This window comes from Rhizobium sp. SG_E_25_P2 (assembly GCF_029892285.1).
Taxonomy (GTDB): domain Bacteria; phylum Pseudomonadota; class Alphaproteobacteria; order Rhizobiales; family Rhizobiaceae; genus Rhizobium_E.
Map to the genome: position 1 here is coordinate 84,496 of NZ_JARXVM010000009.1, position 17,845 is coordinate 102,340.

The window sequence follows — 17,845 nt, forward strand, 5'->3', positions numbered from 1 at the left end:
GGAACACGGGCGCGGCCCAGACGCCGCCGTCTTCACGACGGCGGCTTTTGGCCATTTCGAAATCGAGGAGGCGCCCATGTTGCGTTTCGTGTTGTTGCGGCTGATGTCCGCATTGCCGACGGTGTTTATCGTCGTGACCCTGTCTTTCTTCATGATCCGGATCGCGCCAGGCGGTCCCTTCAATCTCGAACGTCCGCTTGAGCCGCAGGTGCTCGCCAATCTCAAGGCGGTCTATCATCTCGACCAACCGCTTTGGACGCAGTATTTCTACTATCTCGGCAATGTGCTGCGCGGGGATTTCGGCCCGAGCTTCATCTACAAGGATTACTCTGTCGCCGAACTCATCCTTCAGGCGCTGCCCTATTCGATGATCCTCGGCGCCTGGGCGCTGGTGATCGCCGTGGTTGGCGGTGTGATCATGGGCGTCTACGCCGCGCTTCGCCAAAATAGCTGGCCCGATTATGCGCTGATGGCGTTTTCTGCGCTTGGCAACACCGTGCCGAATTTCGTCATCGGCCCGATCCTGACCTTGATTTTCGCCGTCGGGTTGCAGCTCGTGCCGACAGGCAGTTGGGGGGATGGCGGCTTCCGCAATCTCATTCTGCCGGTGATCGTGCTGGCTCTGCCGCAGCTCGCGGTGTTTGCCCGCCTGACCCGCGGTTCGATGATCGAGGCGCTTCGCGCAGACCATGTCCGCACCGCCCGCGCCTATGGGCTGCCCGCGTCGAGCGTGGTCGGACGCCATGCGCTGAGAGCCGGCCTCATGCCGGTGATTTCTTATCTCGGGCCGACGGCGGCCTCGGTGCTGACAGGCTCGATCATTGTCGAAACACTGTTTTCGCTGCCGGGCGTTGGCCGTTACTTCGTGCTCGGCGCTCTCAATCGGGACTATACGCTGGTGATGGGCACGGTGGTGCTGATCTCGGTGTTCATTGTCGTTCTCAATCTGCTGGTGGATGTCATCTATGCATTCATCGATCCGAGGGTGCGCTATGAGTGACGCGATCCATCCGACAACCCCCGCTCTCGAAAGTCCTGACTCCGGCGCGGGCCGCAGCCTGACGCGGTTGGCGCTTGTTCGGCTCAGCCGCAACAAAGCCGCCGTCGCCAGTATTTTCGCCCTCGCATTGGTCGCCTTGATCTGCTTCCTTGGCCCGCTGTTCAATCCGCATGGCTATGCCGACATCTATCCGAGCTATGTCGCCGTGCCGCCAAGCCTTGAGCAATATCCGCACAGGGACACGATGGAGCCGGTGATGAACGCGGCGATCGAACGCGGACGTGCGCAAATGGAGAGTTTTGACGTCGACGGTTCGACCTATACGGTGCGGGTCAAAGCCGAGAAACCGATCGATCCGCGTATCGTGCGCTATCTCGATCGTCCTGACGAATTCGATGGCGCCGAGATTACCGAGACCGGCGCCGACGGGCTGACCGCCACGGTCAAGGGACGCATAAACGGCCAGTACTTTCTGCTCGGCACCGATCGCAACGGCCGCGACATGCTGGCGCGCATCATGGTCGGCGGACAGATCTCCTTGATGGTGGGTATTCTCGCCACGCTCGTCTCGCTGGTGATCGGCGTGGTCTATGGCGCGATTTCCGGCTATCTGGGCGGCCGCGTCGACAATATCATGATGCGGCTTGTCGAGATCCTTTATTCGCTGCCCTTCATCTTCTTCGTCATCATGCTGGTGGTGTTCTTCGGCCGCCATATCGCGCTGATTTTCATCGCCATCGGCGCGATCAACTGGCTGGATATGGCGCGGATCGTGCGCGGACAAACGCTTGCCATCAAACGCCGAGAATTCGTCGGCGCTGCGGTGGCCATGGGCCTGACGGATGGCCAGATCATCCGCCGGCACATCATCCCCAACACGATCGGTCCGGTGGTAGTGTTCGTGACGCTGCTCGTGCCGCAGGTCATTCTGCTCGAAAGCTTCCTATCTTTCCTCGGACTGGGCGTGCAGGAGCCGCTGACCAGCTGGGGCGTGTTGATTGCAGAGGGCGCGAGCTCCATCGAGGCGGCGTCCTGGCTGCTTCTCTATCCGTCGCTGTTTTTCGTCGTGACGCTGGTGTCGTTGAACTTCATCGGCGACGGCTTGCGCGACGCATTCGATCCGAAGGACCGTTGACCATGGCGGACACTGTACTCGACATACGCGACCTCAATGTCCGTTTCGACGGCGAAGACGGCGAGATCCATGCGGTGAAAGGCGTGAGCCTTTCGGTCGCCAAGGGGGAGACGCTGGCGGTGGTCGGCGAATCCGGTTCCGGCAAGAGCCAGACCATGATGGCGGTGATGGGCCTGCTGGCGGCCAACGGCCGCGTCACCGGCTCGGCTCGTTATCGGGGCATGGAGCTGATCGGCCAGCCGGTCAGGACGCTCAACACCGTGCGCGGCGTGAAGATGACGATGATCTTCCAGGAGCCGATGACCTCGCTCGATCCACTCTACACGATCGGCGATCAGATTGCCGAACCGATCCGCTACCACCGCAAGGTTTCCAAAGCGGAAGCCCGGGCGCGCGCCCTGGAACTGCTCAATCTCGTGCGTATTCCCGATGCCGAGCGACGGCTCGATTCCTATCCGCATGAGATGTCGGGCGGCCAGCGCCAGCGCGTGATGATCGCCATGGCGCTTGCCAACGATCCGGAATTGCTGATCGCCGACGAGCCGACCACCGCGCTCGATGTGACCATCCAGGCCCAAATTCTCGATCTCCTCAAGGAATTGAAGGATCGCCTGGGCCTCGCCATCGTCTTCATCAGCCATGATCTCGGCGTCGTCAGGCGGTTTGCCGATCGCGTCGCGGTGATGCGGCGCGGCGAGGTGGTGGAAACGGGCGGCGCGGAGGCGATCTTCGCCGATCCGCAGCATGACTACACCAAGATGCTGCTGGCCGCAGAGCCGACCGGTCGCAAGGATCCGCCGCCGGTTGATGCGCCGATCCTGATCGATGCGCGCAACATGTCGATCCGCTTCAAATATGGCGGCGATTTCCTCGGGCGCGGGGTGAAATATCTGATCGCCGTCGACAAGGTGTCGCTGATGCTGAAGGAGGGCCAGACGATCGGCGTGGTCGGCGAATCCGGCTCCGGCAAATCGACGCTCGGCCGCATCCTGCTGCGCCTCTATGACGGCGAGGGCAGGGTGGTGTTCTGCGGCAAGGACATCTCCAAGGCCGACAAGGCGGCGATGCGTCCGCTTCGACGCGAATTGCAGCTTGTCTTCCAGGACCCCTATGGCTCGCTTTCGCCGCGCATGACGGCGGGCGAAATCATCACCGAGGGCCTGCTGATCCATGAGCCGCATCTGAGCAAGGCCGAGCGCGACAAGCGCGCGATCGAGAGCCTGATCGAGGTCGGCCTCGATCCGAAGAGCCGCAATCGCTATCCGCACGAATTCTCGGGCGGACAGCGCCAGCGTCTCGCCATCGCGCGCGCCATCATCCTCAAGCCCAAGGTCATCGTGCTCGATGAGCCTACTTCGGCGCTCGACCGGTCGGTGCAGAAGCAGATCATCGAACTGCTGCGGGATCTGCAGGCCAAACATAAGCTCGCCTATCTGTTCATCAGCCATGATCTCGCGGTCGTCCGGGCGCTGTCGGACTATATCATGGTGATGAAGAACGGCCGGGTGGTGGAGCAGGGGTTGACGGACGAGATCTTCGATCAGCCTTCCATGGATTACACCAAGGAATTGATGGCTGCCGCCATGGGCGGGTAGTTTTGGATTTCCGGGCGGCGCGTGATCGCGGCCTGGCTGTCCGTCATTGCCTCATATCGGCAAACGCTTGACAAGCGAATGCTGCCCTTCCACTGATACGGCATGGGGGCACGTGGATTTACGATACCGGCACTATTGGGCGGGGCGCTGATCAGCGCGTCCAGCCTCACTGTGCTTGCCGATCCCCTCCCCAGGCCGCCGCCCGCAGCAGGCGCCGTCATCGCTCGCAAGAGCGGCGAGGAAGTCCGGTTTATCGACGCCTCGCAATGGCGGTTCGTGGATGTCAAACAGGACCTCCTGGCCGGCGACGTGTTGCGCACCAATGCCGTGGGCCAACTTGCGATCCTGTTTTCCGACCGCACGCAGATCCGGCTTGGCCGCAATTCCTCGCTGGTGGTCAAGAAGCTCGCTGCGTCGGACGCTGAAGAGACGGTGTTCGAACTGCAATCGGGCTCGATCTGGGCGCGGGCCGAGCGCGGCGGCTCAAGCGTGAAAGTCGAGACCCCAGCGGCCACCGCCGCGATCCGCGGCACGGACTGGACGATGACGGTTGCGGGAGCTCGCACCGCGCTGCGCGTGCTCGACGGCCGCGTGTCGCTCAGCAATCCCCAGGGCTCGGTCGATGTGTCGCAGGGCCAGGCGGCTGCGGCGACGGTTGGCCAGGCGCCGGAGATGCTGGCGATCGTCGATTCCGACGACCGCGAGCAGATGCTGTTCTATCTGCCGCGTCGCGAACCTTTCGAACGAATGTCGCCCACATTCGGTCGGCCTGTGGAGGTCCGTCGCACGATCATCGCTATCTCCGAGAAAGACGCCGCCGCGCGCAGCGCCGAAGAGTGGGTCTCCCTGGTCGAGGGACAGTTGCGGCTCGACGGCGTTCTGGCGGCGGAGCAGACGCTGGCCCATCTCGACGACAGCAAATTCAGCCGCAGCCAGCGCGCCCGTCTGACGTTGGTCAAGGCGATCATCGCCGGTTTCAAGAGTGATTATAAGACCTCCGCCCGCCTGTTCGCGGAGGCGAAGCCCGGGCTCGACAAACGCCGGCAGGGGATAGCGCTTTATGGCGGCTACTACGCCCGCACGCTCGCCGATCCAAACCATGTCGAGCCGCTGCCGACTTCCGTGGATGGTCCTGAAGCGGCGTTCTTGCGCGCGTATGCTCTGGGGTTTCTGAAGGATCTCAGGGCGACGATAGCGGAATTTAAGAGCGCGGAAAACCGCTTCCCCGAGGATCCCGTATTGCCGGCCTATCGCGCTTGGATCGCGCTGCTTCTTAACGACCGTGGCCAGGCCAAGGAAGCGATTGCGCGCGCGCTGGCGCTTGATCCTGACGAACCGGTGGCGATGGAGGTTTCGTCACACTTCAAATCCGGCATTGAGGGCGATCTGAAAGGAGCCCTTGCCTCCGTGGAACGCGCGGTTCAGATCGAGCCGGGGGCTGATTCCGGCTGGAATGAAGTTGGCAATATTCAATCGGAATTGGGTGGCGCGCGGGAAGCAGAGGCCGCTTTTCGCAAAGCGATTTTTCTCGATCCGTTCGATGCCGTCAGCCATACTAATCTCGCGATATTCTATCTCGATCTCGATAGGGTCAACGATGCGAAGCCCCTGATCGACAAAGCATTGTCGCTGGATCCGGGTTTCTCGCCGGCGCTGGTTGCCCGTGGCCGATATTTTCTGCAGACCGGCAAAACGGATATCGGCGTCGAGGATCTGTTCGCTGGGTCAGTGACGGATCCCGGCTATGCTCAGGCCCAGCTGGGGCTCGCTGCGGCTCAGTATCAGAAAGGCGACCGCGTTGCCGCCGATCAGGCGCTCGACAACGCCGAGCGGCTCGACGGCAATGATCCTGTGGTGTCCGCCGTGCGGGCGCGCATGGCGCTCGACGACTATGATTCCGTCAACGCCATTCGGTATGCACGCGACTATGTTCGCCTGTCTCGTGCGCGAGGCGGCTATTACGGGGCTCTCGGGGCCAATCAGGAGTCTGGCTCGACCCTCAACGGCGCCTTCCGCTTTCAGGGTCTCAATGCCTGGGCTGAGTATTATTCGGACGCCGTTTTTGATGCCTTCTCGGGTTCGGCATTGATCGATCAGGCGTTACGCGGCAGTCCGCCCGGCTATTTCACCAATTATTCCTATGGCGTCGACATCGTCCAGAACGCCACAACCAGCCGCTCCGCTTCCGCGCTGTTTCAGGGATTGCTCTTGGAGCCGCATATGGTGTCCGGCCCCACGATGCATCCGCAATTGTTTCGGGCGCCTTTCGTCGAGACCACAATTGGCGGCGGGGTGGTGGTATCGGGTTCGGATGTGGGGCCTTTGGTCAATGCCGAGGTGCAGGCGTTTTCAAATTCCGGCGTCCCGCTCAGCATTTACGCCAATGTCGACTGGGAACGTGCGACTGATGAGCGGACCGTTGACGCGTCAGGCGACATCACGTCGACCAACGAAATCGCGAATGGTCTGGTCTACATCACGGCCAGTCCGACACCCTACGATCGGGTGATCGGCTTTTTCAATCGCTCCACGGAAAATGATGATTTTCTGCAGACATTGCGAAGCGTTCCGCCCGGCGAATCTGACATCGACGGCGACGGCGACGTCATCGCTGCCGGTCTCGGCTGGAGCCACACGCTCGCCTATCACGACGTCGTCAATGCGGCTCTGTTTTACACTAAGGCCAAGAGCGATGTACTGCAAACGGTCAATTTCTTTCCCACTCCCGGCGCTCCCGTTCCTTTTTTGGTCAGCATCGAGGATGTCGATCATCAAGCCGCGCTCGCTTCCCTCGGGCGTACGGTCGAGACAGGCGACGTCACCTGGCGGTACGGCGTGGAAGCCGGCTGGCAGTGGCAGAATAGCCAATATGCTTATGTGCGAGCAGGAAGCCCTGCCATCATAACCGGTTCGTCCGTCATCGGCGACAAGATGATTGGCCGCGCCTATCTCGACGCCTTGCACGACTTTGCGCCCGGCTGGAAGGCAGAATATGGCTTCACGGCGTCGATGTCAGGCGGGGGAGAGGATGGCGCTCGAAGGCTTGATCCCCGCGCGGGTTTTGCCTGGGAGCCGGTCAATGGCCAATGGCTTCGTCTCGGCTATCTCGGAGAAAGTTCCGAATTCACGACGCCGACTCTATCGCCAATTGGCGTTGTTGGATTGCAGGCTGCACAGGTTCCGGTGGATTCGAATGGCGGCGTCGATACGCTCGCGGCACGATGGGATGCGGAATGGACGCGAAGCGTTTTCACCGCTGTCGAATATCAGCATCAGGAGATCGACGATTTTTTCGCGCTGGTCCCAAGCCAGAATTTCGGCATTTCCGTCTCGCAAGGTTCATCTGACCGCTTGAGCGCAACCGGCAATCTGGCGTTAGGCGGCGGGCTCGGCCTGTCCGCCACCGCAGTCCGGACGTGGTCGGAAAACCAGGATCCGCTTTCGCGCAACGTAGGCGACCGCATGCCGTTTATGCCCTCCTGGGCCGGGCAGGTCGCGGCAACCTGGGTCAATGAAAACAATCTTCGTCTGACTGTGGCGGGCAATTATCTCGGCAAGCGTATCGACGGCGCGGGCGTTAAACTTGACGATGTCTGGACGCTCGACGCCGGGCTGACCTGGGAGCCATTCGGCAAGCGTTATTCGCTTGAGCTCACGGCCTACAATATTCTCGACGCCGATTTCGAGATTTCCGATGGGGTTCCCGGTTGGGGTCCCTCCTTCCGCGGCATGTTCAAGGCCCGTTTCTGATGATGGCACTCGCCAAGCTCTGGCGGCGATGGCGCGGCTTCGTTGGTCGACGCGGCCAGATCGTCATCCTTTCGACGCTGCTCTTTCTCGCCGTTGCCGGCCTGGCGCGGCTGCCTTTCTGGGCGCTCGTGGATTATCGGGCCTTTGACTATCTTTCGACCGTCGGCGCGCCGCCGCTGCCGGAAGATGCGCCGCTTGTGGTGGCGATCGACGAGCCGTCGCTTGCCGACATCAATCAACGCTGGCCCTGGCCGCGCAGCCTGCACGGCCGTCTCATCAAGGCGCTACGGACTGCTGGCGCGAAGGCGATTGGCTTCGATATCGTGTTTTCCGAGCCCTCAACCGAGGCGGAAGATCAGGCCTTGAAGCAGGCGCTCGGCTCAGACGTTGTGCTGGCCGCCGATGAATCGCTCGTCACCGCAGATCAGGCCGATCAGTTGATCCGCGCCATGCCGCTGCAGATGTTTTCCGACACAGGCGCCGCGGGGGGCATCGCCTCTGTCACTCTCGGCCGGGACGGCGTGTTGCGCGAGGCGCCGGCCTATCCCGACGGTTTCGCCGCCATGTTGGCGAAAGCCGCAGGCGAGGCCTTCGATCCGCCAGAGCCGGGCCGGTTGATCCAGGTGTTTGGAGGGCCACGCAGCTACCAGACGATCTCTTATTACCAGGCGCTTGATCCCGACAATTTTCTACCGCCCGGCCTGATCCGCGGCCGCGTCGTGGTTGTGGGTCTCAGTCTGCAGAACGCCCCGACGCTCGACAGCGGCGGCGCCGACGCGTTCGCCACGGCGCATACGGTGCATGACGGGCGGCTGACGGCGGGTGCGGAAATCCAGGCGACGATTTTCGACAATCTCCGTTATTCCCTCGCGGTCCGTGACGGCTCGGACGCCCTGCGGCTGGGGCTGCTGCTGTTCGTGGCGATCGCCTCGGCTTTGATCGTCTCGACAAATTCCGGCTGGCAGGGGTTTGGCGTCGGGCTGGCCCTGATCACCGCCGTCTTCGTTGCGACCTGGTTCATGCTGCGCTTCGGTCGGCTGTTCATCTCGCCCATGCCGTCACTGGCGGCCTTCGTCGCCATCCATGCCGGCCAGGCGATGATCGATTACGCGCAGGAACGAAAGTCGCGCCAGCGCATCACCAAGGCCTTTGCGCAATATCTCGCCCCGGAACTGGTGCATCAGCTGGCCCGCGACCCCTCTCGCTTGAGGTTGGGCGGCGAAAAACGCGAGCTCTCCATCCTGTTCTGCGACGTGCGCGGCTTCACCACCATTGCCGAGCAGCTCAAGGATGATCCCGAGCAACTGACCACGCTGATCAACCGCCTGCTCACGCCGCTTTCGGACATAGTGCTGGCGCGCAGCGGAACGATTGACAAATATATCGGCGATTGCCTGATGGCGTTCTGGAATGCGCCGCTGGAATCGCCCGACCACGCTTTTCTCTCGGTCTCGGCGGCGCTCGACATGCTGGACGCCATGGATGCGCTCAATCATACGCTTGAGGCGGACGCGCGCGCGCATGGCAGGCGCCATTTCCCGCTGCGCATCGGCGTCGGGGTCAATACGGGCGATTGCGTCGTGGGAAATATGGGCTCAATGGCGCGCTTCGACTATTCGGTGCTGGGCGACGCGGTCAATCTCGCCTCCCGCCTCGAAGGCGCGTCCAAGCTTTACGATGTGCCGCTGCTGATCGGTCCGGAGACGGCTCGCATCATCGGCGACAGGCTCGCCGTGTTTGAACTCGATCGGATCGTCGTCAAAGGCAAGACCGAGGAAGCGCCGGTGTTCACGGTTCTGCGCACCGCCTCGCCGGATGTTCTGGCTCGCCACCGGGCGCTTCTCGACGCCTATTACGGCGGCGATCTAGCCTTGGCTCAGCAATGCGCCGCGACGCTTGCCGAGGATAACCCGGCGCTCGCGGGCTATTATGCGCGGTTCGATGTGATCGCAGGAGAGGGGCGCGCGCTATAGCGTCCGGATGCGCTGAAGCACGTTCTCCACGATTTCTTCGACCGACCAAGTCCCATCCACCCGGACATGCCGTTCGGGCGCCTGCGGTTGCTCCAACGTCGCAAACTGGCTGTCGACGAGGCTTGCCGGCATGAAATGCCCCGGACGGTGCGACACGCGCTCAAACGAGGTTTCGCGGCTGATGTCGAGGAAGACGAAGATCAGCTCAGGCGCATGGTCGCGCAACGCATCGCGATACTTCTTCTTGAGCGCTGAACAGGTGGTGACGGTCGAGCGACCCTTGGCAAGGTTGCCATCCAGAGCCCGCCCGATGCTTTCGAGCCAGCCGGCGCGATCGTCGTCGGTCAGCGGTTCGCCCCTGGACATTTTTTCGACATTTTCCGCCGGATGCAGGGCGTCGCCTTCAATGAAATCGGCGTCGAGAGCTTCCGCCAGCGCCTCGGCGATCGTGGTTTTGCCGCAGCCGGACACGCCCATGACATTGATGGCGATGGGCTTGCTCGCATCGCTTTGGGTCATATGTCGTCTCTCCCTGTCGCCTCAGCTGCTTGGTCATCGCCCAGATGAAATGTGTCGCCCGGCAAGGCGTTCCCAATAGCACGCTCCGAAACACGAATGAAACGGCGCCCATCGATTTACTCCGAAGCCGAATCGGGAAATCTTTCGCGGCTGCGAAAGACAATGCGCCTCCAAGGGAACCAAAATGAAAAAGACCACGCATCAGCCCGTCGACGCCGCCGAAGTGCCGCGTTTTGCCGGACACGCCACCTTCATGCGCCTGCCGGCCGTTCCCACCGCCGAAGGGCTCGATATCGCGCTGGTCGGCATTCCCTGGGACGGTGGCACGACCAACCGGGCAGGCGCGCGCCATGGACCGCGCGAAATGCGCAATCAGTCGAGCCTGATGCGGCGCATCCATCACGTCTCCAAGATCGCGCCCTTCGACCTCGCCAATGTGGCGGATGTCGGCGACGTCTCTGTTAATCCGATTGATCTGATGGACGGGCTGAAGCGCATCGAGGACGGCATCGCCTCGATCGTGGCGGCCGGGGCCATTCCACTTGCGGCGGGCGGCGATCACCTGACAACGCTACCGTCTCTGCGCGCCGTGGCGAGAAGCCGTCCGATTGGAATGATCCATTTCGACGCCCATTCCGACACCAACGACACCTATTTCGGCGGCAACCGCTTCACCCATGGCACGCCCTTCCGCCGCGCCATCGAAGAAGGTCTGCTCGACCCCAAGCGCATCGTGCAGATTGGCATTCGCGGATCCAATTACGAGCTTCACGAACATGGCTGGGCGCTCGAACAGGGCATCCGCATCATCTATATGGAGGAATTCGTCCGCCGCGGCGTCGAGGATGTGATGGCCGAGGCGCGCGACATCGTCGGCGCCCAGCCGATTTACGTCACCTTCGATATCGATTGCATCGATCCCTCACAGGCCCCCGGCACTGGCACGCCTGAGATTGGCGGCTTCACCACCCGCGAGGCGCAGGCAATGGTGCGTCTGCTAGAGGGCCTCGACATTGTCGGCGCTGACGTTGTCGAAGTTGCGCCGCCCTTCGATATCGGCGGCATGACCGCGCTTGCCGGCGCGACCATGATGTTTGAACTGCTCTGCGTGATCGCCGCGAAGTTTCGTTGAGATCCGGAAACGTCAGCCGATGGTCATCAGGCTGGCGTTTCCGCCTGCGGCAGCGGTGTTGATCGAGGTCGAGACCTCTTCGAGCAGCCAGTTCAGGCAATAGGCGTCGGCATCGCTGGCGACAGCCTCGCTCGTCGCCGCCTGGATCAGCACCAGCGGGCCGGGGAGATCGGCGATGCGGCGGCTCACTTCGGTGATCCTGCCGGCGTCGCCTTCCACCAGCGCGCCCGAGAAGGGGCCGGCTGCAGCCCAGTTGCTCGCCCAGACGAGACGGCCGGACAGGCTCTGCGGCAGATCCTTGAGATGGTCGCCAAGCCCGGCGTCCTTGTCGACGACGGCCGTGTTTCCGGTCGCAAGTGCCGCCGCCAACTGGCGGAATAGCCCTTGTTTCGTGAGCGGCGCAAGCATGATGCGGCCGCGCGGGTGCAGTGCATAGAGGTTCCGTTCTCCGACCGGGCCGTCGAGTTCGGTCTCAAAACCAAGCGCCGAACGGCTGCCGAGCGTGCGGGCGAACTCCGCTTCGTCTTCATGCCCCTGCGCGTCGAGCCAGGAGGCGAAGTCGCGCAGCGCCGCATCGCTATGGGCCGAACTGATCTGCGGCGGCGCCGGCGCTTTCTCCACCAAACGGCCGAGATAGAGCGGGCCGCCTGCTTTGGGCCCTGTTCCCGACAGGCCGCGACCGCCGAAGGGCTGCACGCCGACCACCGCGCCGATGACATTGCGGTTGACATAGATGTTGCCGACGCGAACGCGGCTCGTCACATGCGCGATGGTTTCGTCAAGCCGCGTGTGCAGGCCGAAGGTCAGGCCGTAGCCAGTGGCGTTGATGGCGTCGAGCAGTCGGTCGAGATCCTTGCGACGGTAACGGATGACATGCAGGACCGGGCCGAACACTTCGCGCTTCAGGTCGGCGATCGATTTGATTTCGATGATCGTGGGGGCGACGAACGTCCCCTTTTCCGTATCGGCTCCGAGCGGAAGCCGCTCGACCTTGCAGCCGAGCGCGGTCATGCGCTCGACATGCGCCTCGATAATTGACTTGGCCTTGGCGTTGATGACGGGGCCAATATCGACAGCGAGCCTGTCGGTGGAGCCGATGCTGAGTTCGTTCAACGCGCCTTTCAGCATGGTCAGCGTGCGGTCGGCGATATCGTCCTGCAGGCAGAGCACGCGCAACGCCGAGCAGCGCTGGCCGGCGCTGTCGAAGGCGGAGGCTATGACATCGGCCACCACCTGTTCGGCAAGCGCTGAGGAATCGACGATCATCGCATTCTGGCCGCCGGTTTCGGCGATCAGCGGGATCGGGCGGCCCGATTTTGACAGCCGTCCGGCAAGGTTGGACTGAATGAGGCGGGCGACTTCGGTCGAGCCGGTGAACATCACACCAGCCGTCTCGGCCGCGGCGATCAGCGCGCCGCCCAGTTCGCCGCCGCCGGGTGCGAGTTGCAGGGCAGAGACGGGGACGCCCGCTTCATGCAAAATCTTGACGCTTTCGGCGGCGATCAACGGCGTGTCCGGCGCGGGCTTGGCGACGACGGGATTGCCCGCGACGAGGGCTGCCGCCACCTGGCCGGTGAAGATCGCCAGCGGGAAGTTCCAGGGGCTGATGCAGACGATCGGGCCGAGCGGCAGATGCGCAGGCCCAAGCGTGCGACGCGCCTGATCGGCGTAATAGCGCAGGAAGTCGATCGCCTCGCGCACTTCGCCGATGGCGTTGGGCGCGGATTTGCCGGCTTCGCGCATGATGACTCCCATCAGCGTTTCGATCCGCGCCTGCATGAGGTCGGCGGCACGGTCCAGGCATGCTGCGCGTTCTGCGGGCGCCGTGGCGGCGCAGTCCGCCGCTCCCAGCGCCGCGGCCGCCATCACTGCACCTGCATCCTCGGCTCCGAGTTCGGTGACATGGCCGACGACGTCGGCATGGTTGGCGGGATTGAGCACCAGCCGCGTCGTGCCCCGCGTTTCAACGCCCGCCAGCATCGGTTCCGCGAGCCAGCCGGTCGAAACGGTCGCCTTAAGGGACGCCGACAGCTGTTCCAGCGTCGTTTCATTCGAGAGGTCGAGACCAGCTGAATTGCGACGCGCGCCGAAGAGGTCTGCGGGCGCGGCGATCTTATCATGCTGGCTGCCGACCACGGGCATGGCGCGGACGATGTCGACGGGATCTGCGATCAGCTCGTCGATCGAGACATTCGGATCAGCGATGCGGTTCACGAAGGAGGAGTTGGCGCCGTTTTCCAGCAGGCGCCGGACGAGATAGGCGAGCAGCGTCTCATGCGTGCCGACAGGGGCATAGATGCGGCAGGGACGGTCGAGCTTGTCGGCGCCGACGACTTCCTCATAGAGCGGTTCGCCCATGCCATGCAGGCACTGGAACTCATATTTTCCGACATGGAAATCCGGCCCGGCCATATGGAGTATGGTCGAGAGCGTCTGCGCGTTATGGGTTGCGAATTGCGGGAAGATCACGTCAGTCGCCGCCAGAAGCTTGCGGGCGCAGGCGATATAGGAGACGTCGGTATAGATCTTGCGGGTGAAAACCGGAAAGCCATCCAGCCCGTCGAGTTGTGCGCGTTTGATCTCGGCGTCCCAGTAAGCGCCCTTGACCAGACGCACCATGATGCGGCGACGCGAACGGCGGGCGAGATCAATGATATAATCAAGCACATAGGGGCAGCGCTTGCCATAGGCCTGCACCACGAAGCCCATTCCGTTCCAGCCCGACAGCGCCTCGTCGAGGCACAATTCTTCCAGCAGATCGAGCGAGAGCTCCAAGCGATCGGCTTCCTCGGCGTCGATGTTGAGGCCGATGTCGTAGCGCTTGGCGAGTGCGGCAAGCGCCTTCACCTTGCCGAGCAACTCGCCCATCACCCGCGCCGCCTGGGCGCGGGAATAACGCGGATGCAATGCCGACAGCTTGATGGAAATGCCCGGGCCTTCATAGACGCCGCGGCCAGCGGCGGCCTTGCCGATGGCATGGATGGCGTTTTCATAATCGCGATAATAGCGGTCGGCGTCGGCGGCTGTGGTGGCCGCTTCGCCGAGCATGTCATAGGAATAGCGGAAGCCGCGCTCTTCCAGCGGCCGGGCGCGACGGAGCGCTTCGTCGATGGTTTCGCCGGTGACGAATTGCTCGCCCATCAGCCGCATGGCCATGTCTACGCCGCGACGCACCACCGGCTCGCCACAGCGGGCGATCAGCCGGGTCAACGCCGCCGACAGCGAATGGTCATTGACGGTGGAGGCCAGTTTGCCTGTCACGACCAGTCCCCAGGTCGCAGCGTTGACGAACAGCGAGCGGCCGCCGCCCATATGCGACTTCCAATCGCCTTCGGCGATCTTGTCGCGGATCAGCGCGTCGCGGGTGGCGGTGTCGGGAATACGCAGCAGCGCTTCGGCGAGACACATCAGCGCGACGCCTTCCTGGCTCGACAGCGAATATTCCTGCACCAATCCTTCGACGCCGGTTCCCTTATGCTTGGCGCGGAGCGCCGTGATCAGGCTGCGGGCGGTGGCCTGCGCCTGGGCGCTCGTCGACGAAGAAAGCGTTGCAGCATCCAGCAGCGGCGGCAGGCATTCCGTCTCAGGCCGTCTGTAAGCCGCCGTGATCGCGTGACGCAACGCCGATTGCGCCCGGACCTGCGGCGCGAAATCGCTGAACGGCGTCGGTTCGGATTGAAGTGCGGGCGAAGCGGCGGTCTGGGACATGGATCACCTCTTTGGGGGCTCAAGGGCGCAAAACCGGGCGGATGCACGGGTTTTCTCGACGAGGATCATAGCGCCTTTCATGCGGAATTGCTTGACTAAAAATATGCTGGAAAATAAACGTATCGACTAAAGTGTAGTCATTAATCAGGCAAAGAGATGAGAAAAGCCGTCACGGATGGTGATTTAGACCAATTCGATCTCAGGATCCTGGATGTGCTCGCCGAGGATGGCCGCATTTCCGTGACCGATCTCGCCTCGAGGGTCGGCCTATCGAAAACGCCCTGCCAGATCCGCATGCGTCGGTTGATCGACGATGGCTATATCGACGGCTTTAAGGCGGTGCTCAATCCGATCAAGATAGGCCTCGATCACGTCGCCTTCGCCGAGGTGAAACTGACCGACACCCGTGAAGAGGCTCTGTCCAGTTTCAACGCCGCCGTAAAGCGGATCAAGGAGGTGGAGGAATGCCACATGATCGCCGGGCGTTTCGATTATCTCCTGAAAATTCGTACGCCGAGCATTCACCGATACCGCCAGGTTCTTGGCGAAAAGATCTCCAGCCTGCCCTTCGTCGCCAGCACCTCGACCAATGTGGTGATGGAATCGGTCAAGGAAAACTGGGGTTGAGATGATGCAGAGCCCCCGGCGTTTCCTTCCTGCCCTTCACTATCTCTCGGCCTTCGAAGCGGCGGCGCGCACCGGCAGTGTTACGGCGGCGGCCCGTGAATTGTCGCTGACCCAGAGCGCGGTCAGCCGGCAGATTAGAGCGCTCGAGGAGCAATTGGGCGTCGAACTCTTTCACCGTGAGAAGCAGACGATCCGGCTCACTGCCGGCGGCGAGGCCTATGCCCGGGACATCCGAGATGCTTTGAGGCTGATCAGCACCGCCTCGCTCAATCTACGCGCCAATCCCTTTGGTGGGACATTGAACCTCGCCGTGCTGCCCACATTTGGCGCGCGCTGGCTCGCGCCGCGATTGCCAAAATTTCTGGAGGCGCATCCCGGCGTCAGCTTCAATCTGGTGACCCGGCTGAGTTATTTCGATTTTCGTCTCGACCCCGTCGATGCCGCGATCCATTTCGGAGGACCGGAATGGCAGGGCGGCGAGATGGAAATGCTGCGCGGCGAAACCGTGTCGCCGGTGTGCAGCCCGGATCTTAAGTCTCGTTATGATTTCCGCGACGCGGCATCAGTGCGGGACGCGCCGCTCCTGCATCTGACCACCCGTCCCGATGCCTGGGAGCGGTGGCTTCGGCATCACGGCGCAGCTGATGACAGCGTTCGAGGCATGTTGTTCGATCAGTTTTCCACCATCGGCGAGGCGGCGATGGCCGGGATGGGCGTGGCGCTGTTGCCGGACTTTCTCATTGAAAACGAATTGGCGTCGGGGAGGCTGGTCAAAGTCATCGACCTGCCGATGAGAAGCGACGGCGCCTATTATCTCGTCTGGCCGAGCGAGCGCGCTTCTTATCCGCCCTTGCAGGCTTTTCGAGAATGGCTGCTTTTGGAGACCGCCAATGAGAGATGACGGCGCGGTCGCCCGCGCCGCCGTTATTGCGCGATCGATCAGAACGGATAGTGCTGATGCGGATCTTCGATGGTGATCCAGCGGAGATCGGTGAATTCCGCGATCGCCGCCTTGCCGCCGAAGCGGCCGTAGCCAGAATCCTTGACGCCGCCGAACGGCATCTGGGCTTCGTCGCCAACCGTCGGGCCGTTGATATGGCAAATGCCGGACTGGATGCGTTGAGCCACCGACATCGCGCGCTGGATGTCGCGGCTGAAGATGGCGGCGGACAGACCATATTCCGTGTCGTTGGCCACGCGGATGGCTTCTTCTTCATCCTTGACGCGGACAACGGGCTTGACCGGGCCGAAGCTTTCTTCGTCATAGCTGCGCATGCCCGGCTTGACGCCGTCCAGCAGGGTCGCCTCGACCACGCTGCCGGTCACCTTACCGCCAGCCACAAGGTTTGCACCCTTGTTGATGGCGTCGGCGATGAAGTCTTCCATCTTCTTGGCGGCTTCGGGATTGACGAGCGAACCCAGCACCACATGACCGCGTGGGTCGCCAGAGGGCAGGCCAGACGCCTTGGCGGCGAGTTTGGCGACGAATTCGTCGGCCACCGCCTCATGCACGATCAACCGCTCGGTGGACATGCAGATCTGGCCCATATTCATGTAGCAGCCGAAGGCGGCGGCGTTGACAGCCGCGTCGATATCGGCGTCATCGAGCACGATCAGCGGGGCTTTGCCGCCGAGTTCCAGCAGCGCCGGCTTCAGATGACGACCGCAGAGTTCGCCGATGATCTTGCCGACCTTGGTGGAGCCGGTGAAGTTCACGCGGCGGACTTCCGGCGCGGTGATGAGCGCCTCGACCACCTGTGCGGCGTCTTTCGGCGCATTGGTGATGACGTTGATCACGCCATCCGGCAGCCCGGCCTCGACCAGCACCTGGCCGATCAGCACATGCATGCCCGGGCAGGCTTCGGACGCCTTGAGGATGACGGTGTTGCCGCAGGCGATCGCCATGGCCACCGCGCGGGTGCCGAGAATGATGGGCGCATTCCAGGGCGCGATGCCGACGCAGACGCCCGCCGCCTGACGCACGCCCATAGACAGCGTTCCCGGCTTGTTCGAAGGAATGATTTCGCCCTGGATCTGGGTGGTCATCGCTGCAGCTTCGCGCAGGATGTTGGCGGCGAGCATGGTGTTGAAGCCGCCCCATGGCGCGGTGCCGCCGGTTTCGGTGATCATCAGCTGGATGAAGTCGCCTGCCTTGCTGTCCATGATGTCGGCCGCTTTGAGGAGAAGCGTGCGGCGCTGGCCGGGGCCGGTCTGCGACCAGGCCGGAAAGGCGGCCTGTGCTGCGGCCACCGCAGCCTTCACATCCTCGACCGTGCAGGCCGGGGCGCGGGTGGCGATTTCGCCGGTAAAGGGATCCATCCGGTCGAAGGTCGCGCCGGATTCGGAGCCGACCTTCTTGCCGCCGATGATCTGTTGAATTTCAATCATGTTCAGTCCTTTCTTCAC

Annotated in this window: 11 protein-coding genes; 8 read left to right on the forward strand and 3 right to left on the reverse strand. The window is 62.6% G+C overall.

The window, feature by feature from the left end; translation table 11 throughout:
- Nucleotides 1-76 precede the first annotated feature (76 nt).
- From M2360_RS14025 to M2360_RS14045, 5 genes are all read left to right on the forward strand, one after another.
- Complete coding sequence (locus M2360_RS14025; protein ID WP_280775811.1) at nt 77-1,000, forward strand: ABC transporter permease subunit; 924 nt, start codon at nt 77-79, stop codon at nt 998-1,000.
- Complete coding sequence (locus tag M2360_RS14030) at nt 993-2,135, forward strand: ABC transporter permease subunit (protein ID WP_280775812.1); 1,143 nt, start codon at nt 993-995, stop codon at nt 2,133-2,135. Before M2360_RS14025 ends, M2360_RS14030 begins: the two co-directional genes overlap by 8 nt.
- A gap of 2 nt (nt 2,136-2,137) precedes the next feature.
- Complete coding sequence (locus M2360_RS14035; protein WP_280775813.1) at nt 2,138-3,730, forward strand: ABC transporter ATP-binding protein; 1,593 nt, start codon at nt 2,138-2,140, stop codon at nt 3,728-3,730.
- Between the two features lie 102 nt (nt 3,731-3,832).
- Nucleotides 3,833-7,480: a FecR domain-containing protein gene (locus tag M2360_RS14040; protein WP_280775815.1), complete on the forward strand. Its 3,648-nt coding sequence runs from the start codon at nt 3,833-3,835 to the stop codon at nt 7,478-7,480.
- On the forward strand, nt 7,480-9,453 hold the full coding sequence (locus M2360_RS14045; protein ID WP_280775816.1) for a CHASE2 domain-containing protein: 1,974 nt from the start codon (nt 7,480-7,482) through the stop codon (nt 9,451-9,453). The genes M2360_RS14040 and M2360_RS14045 overlap by 1 nt, the downstream gene beginning before the upstream one ends.
- Here M2360_RS14045 and M2360_RS14050 read toward each other — a convergent pair.
- The gene (locus M2360_RS14050) at nt 9,448-9,972 is read right to left on the reverse strand and encodes a gluconokinase (RefSeq protein ID WP_280775818.1); all 525 of its coding nucleotides are present in this window, start codon (nt 9,970-9,972) and stop codon (nt 9,448-9,450) included. The genes M2360_RS14045 and M2360_RS14050 overlap by 6 nt on opposite strands.
- A 184-nt stretch (nt 9,973-10,156) precedes the next feature.
- Between M2360_RS14050 and speB the strand changes: the two genes are divergently transcribed.
- A complete protein-coding gene (gene speB / locus M2360_RS14055; RefSeq protein WP_280775819.1) occupies nt 10,157-11,104 on the forward strand; it encodes an agmatinase in 948 nt (315 codons plus the stop codon).
- Between the two features lie 12 nt (nt 11,105-11,116).
- Here the strand turns inward: speB and putA are convergent, their stop codons facing one another.
- Nucleotides 11,117-14,812, reverse strand: coding sequence for a trifunctional transcriptional regulator/proline dehydrogenase/L-glutamate gamma-semialdehyde dehydrogenase (putA, locus tag M2360_RS14060; RefSeq protein WP_280775820.1), 3,696 nt, complete (start codon nt 14,810-14,812; stop codon nt 11,117-11,119).
- A 156-nt stretch (nt 14,813-14,968) separates the two neighbouring features.
- On the opposite strand from putA, the gene M2360_RS14065 reads away from it, so the two are divergent.
- Together M2360_RS14065 and M2360_RS14070 are read left to right on the forward strand one after the other, a co-directional pair.
- Nucleotides 14,969-15,439, forward strand: coding sequence for an Lrp/AsnC ligand binding domain-containing protein (locus M2360_RS14065; RefSeq protein WP_280775821.1), 471 nt, complete (start codon nt 14,969-14,971; stop codon nt 15,437-15,439).
- A gap of 4 nt (nt 15,440-15,443) precedes the next feature.
- Entirely contained in the window at nt 15,444-16,340 is an 897-nt protein-coding gene (locus M2360_RS14070; RefSeq protein WP_280775954.1) for a LysR family transcriptional regulator, read from the forward strand.
- A gap of 38 nt (nt 16,341-16,378) precedes the next feature.
- Here M2360_RS14070 and M2360_RS14075 read toward each other — a convergent pair whose 3' ends face one another.
- Complete coding sequence (locus tag M2360_RS14075) at nt 16,379-17,827, reverse strand: aldehyde dehydrogenase (RefSeq protein ID WP_280775822.1); 1,449 nt, start codon at nt 17,825-17,827, stop codon at nt 16,379-16,381.
- Between the last annotated feature and the right edge of the window lie 18 nt (nt 17,828-17,845).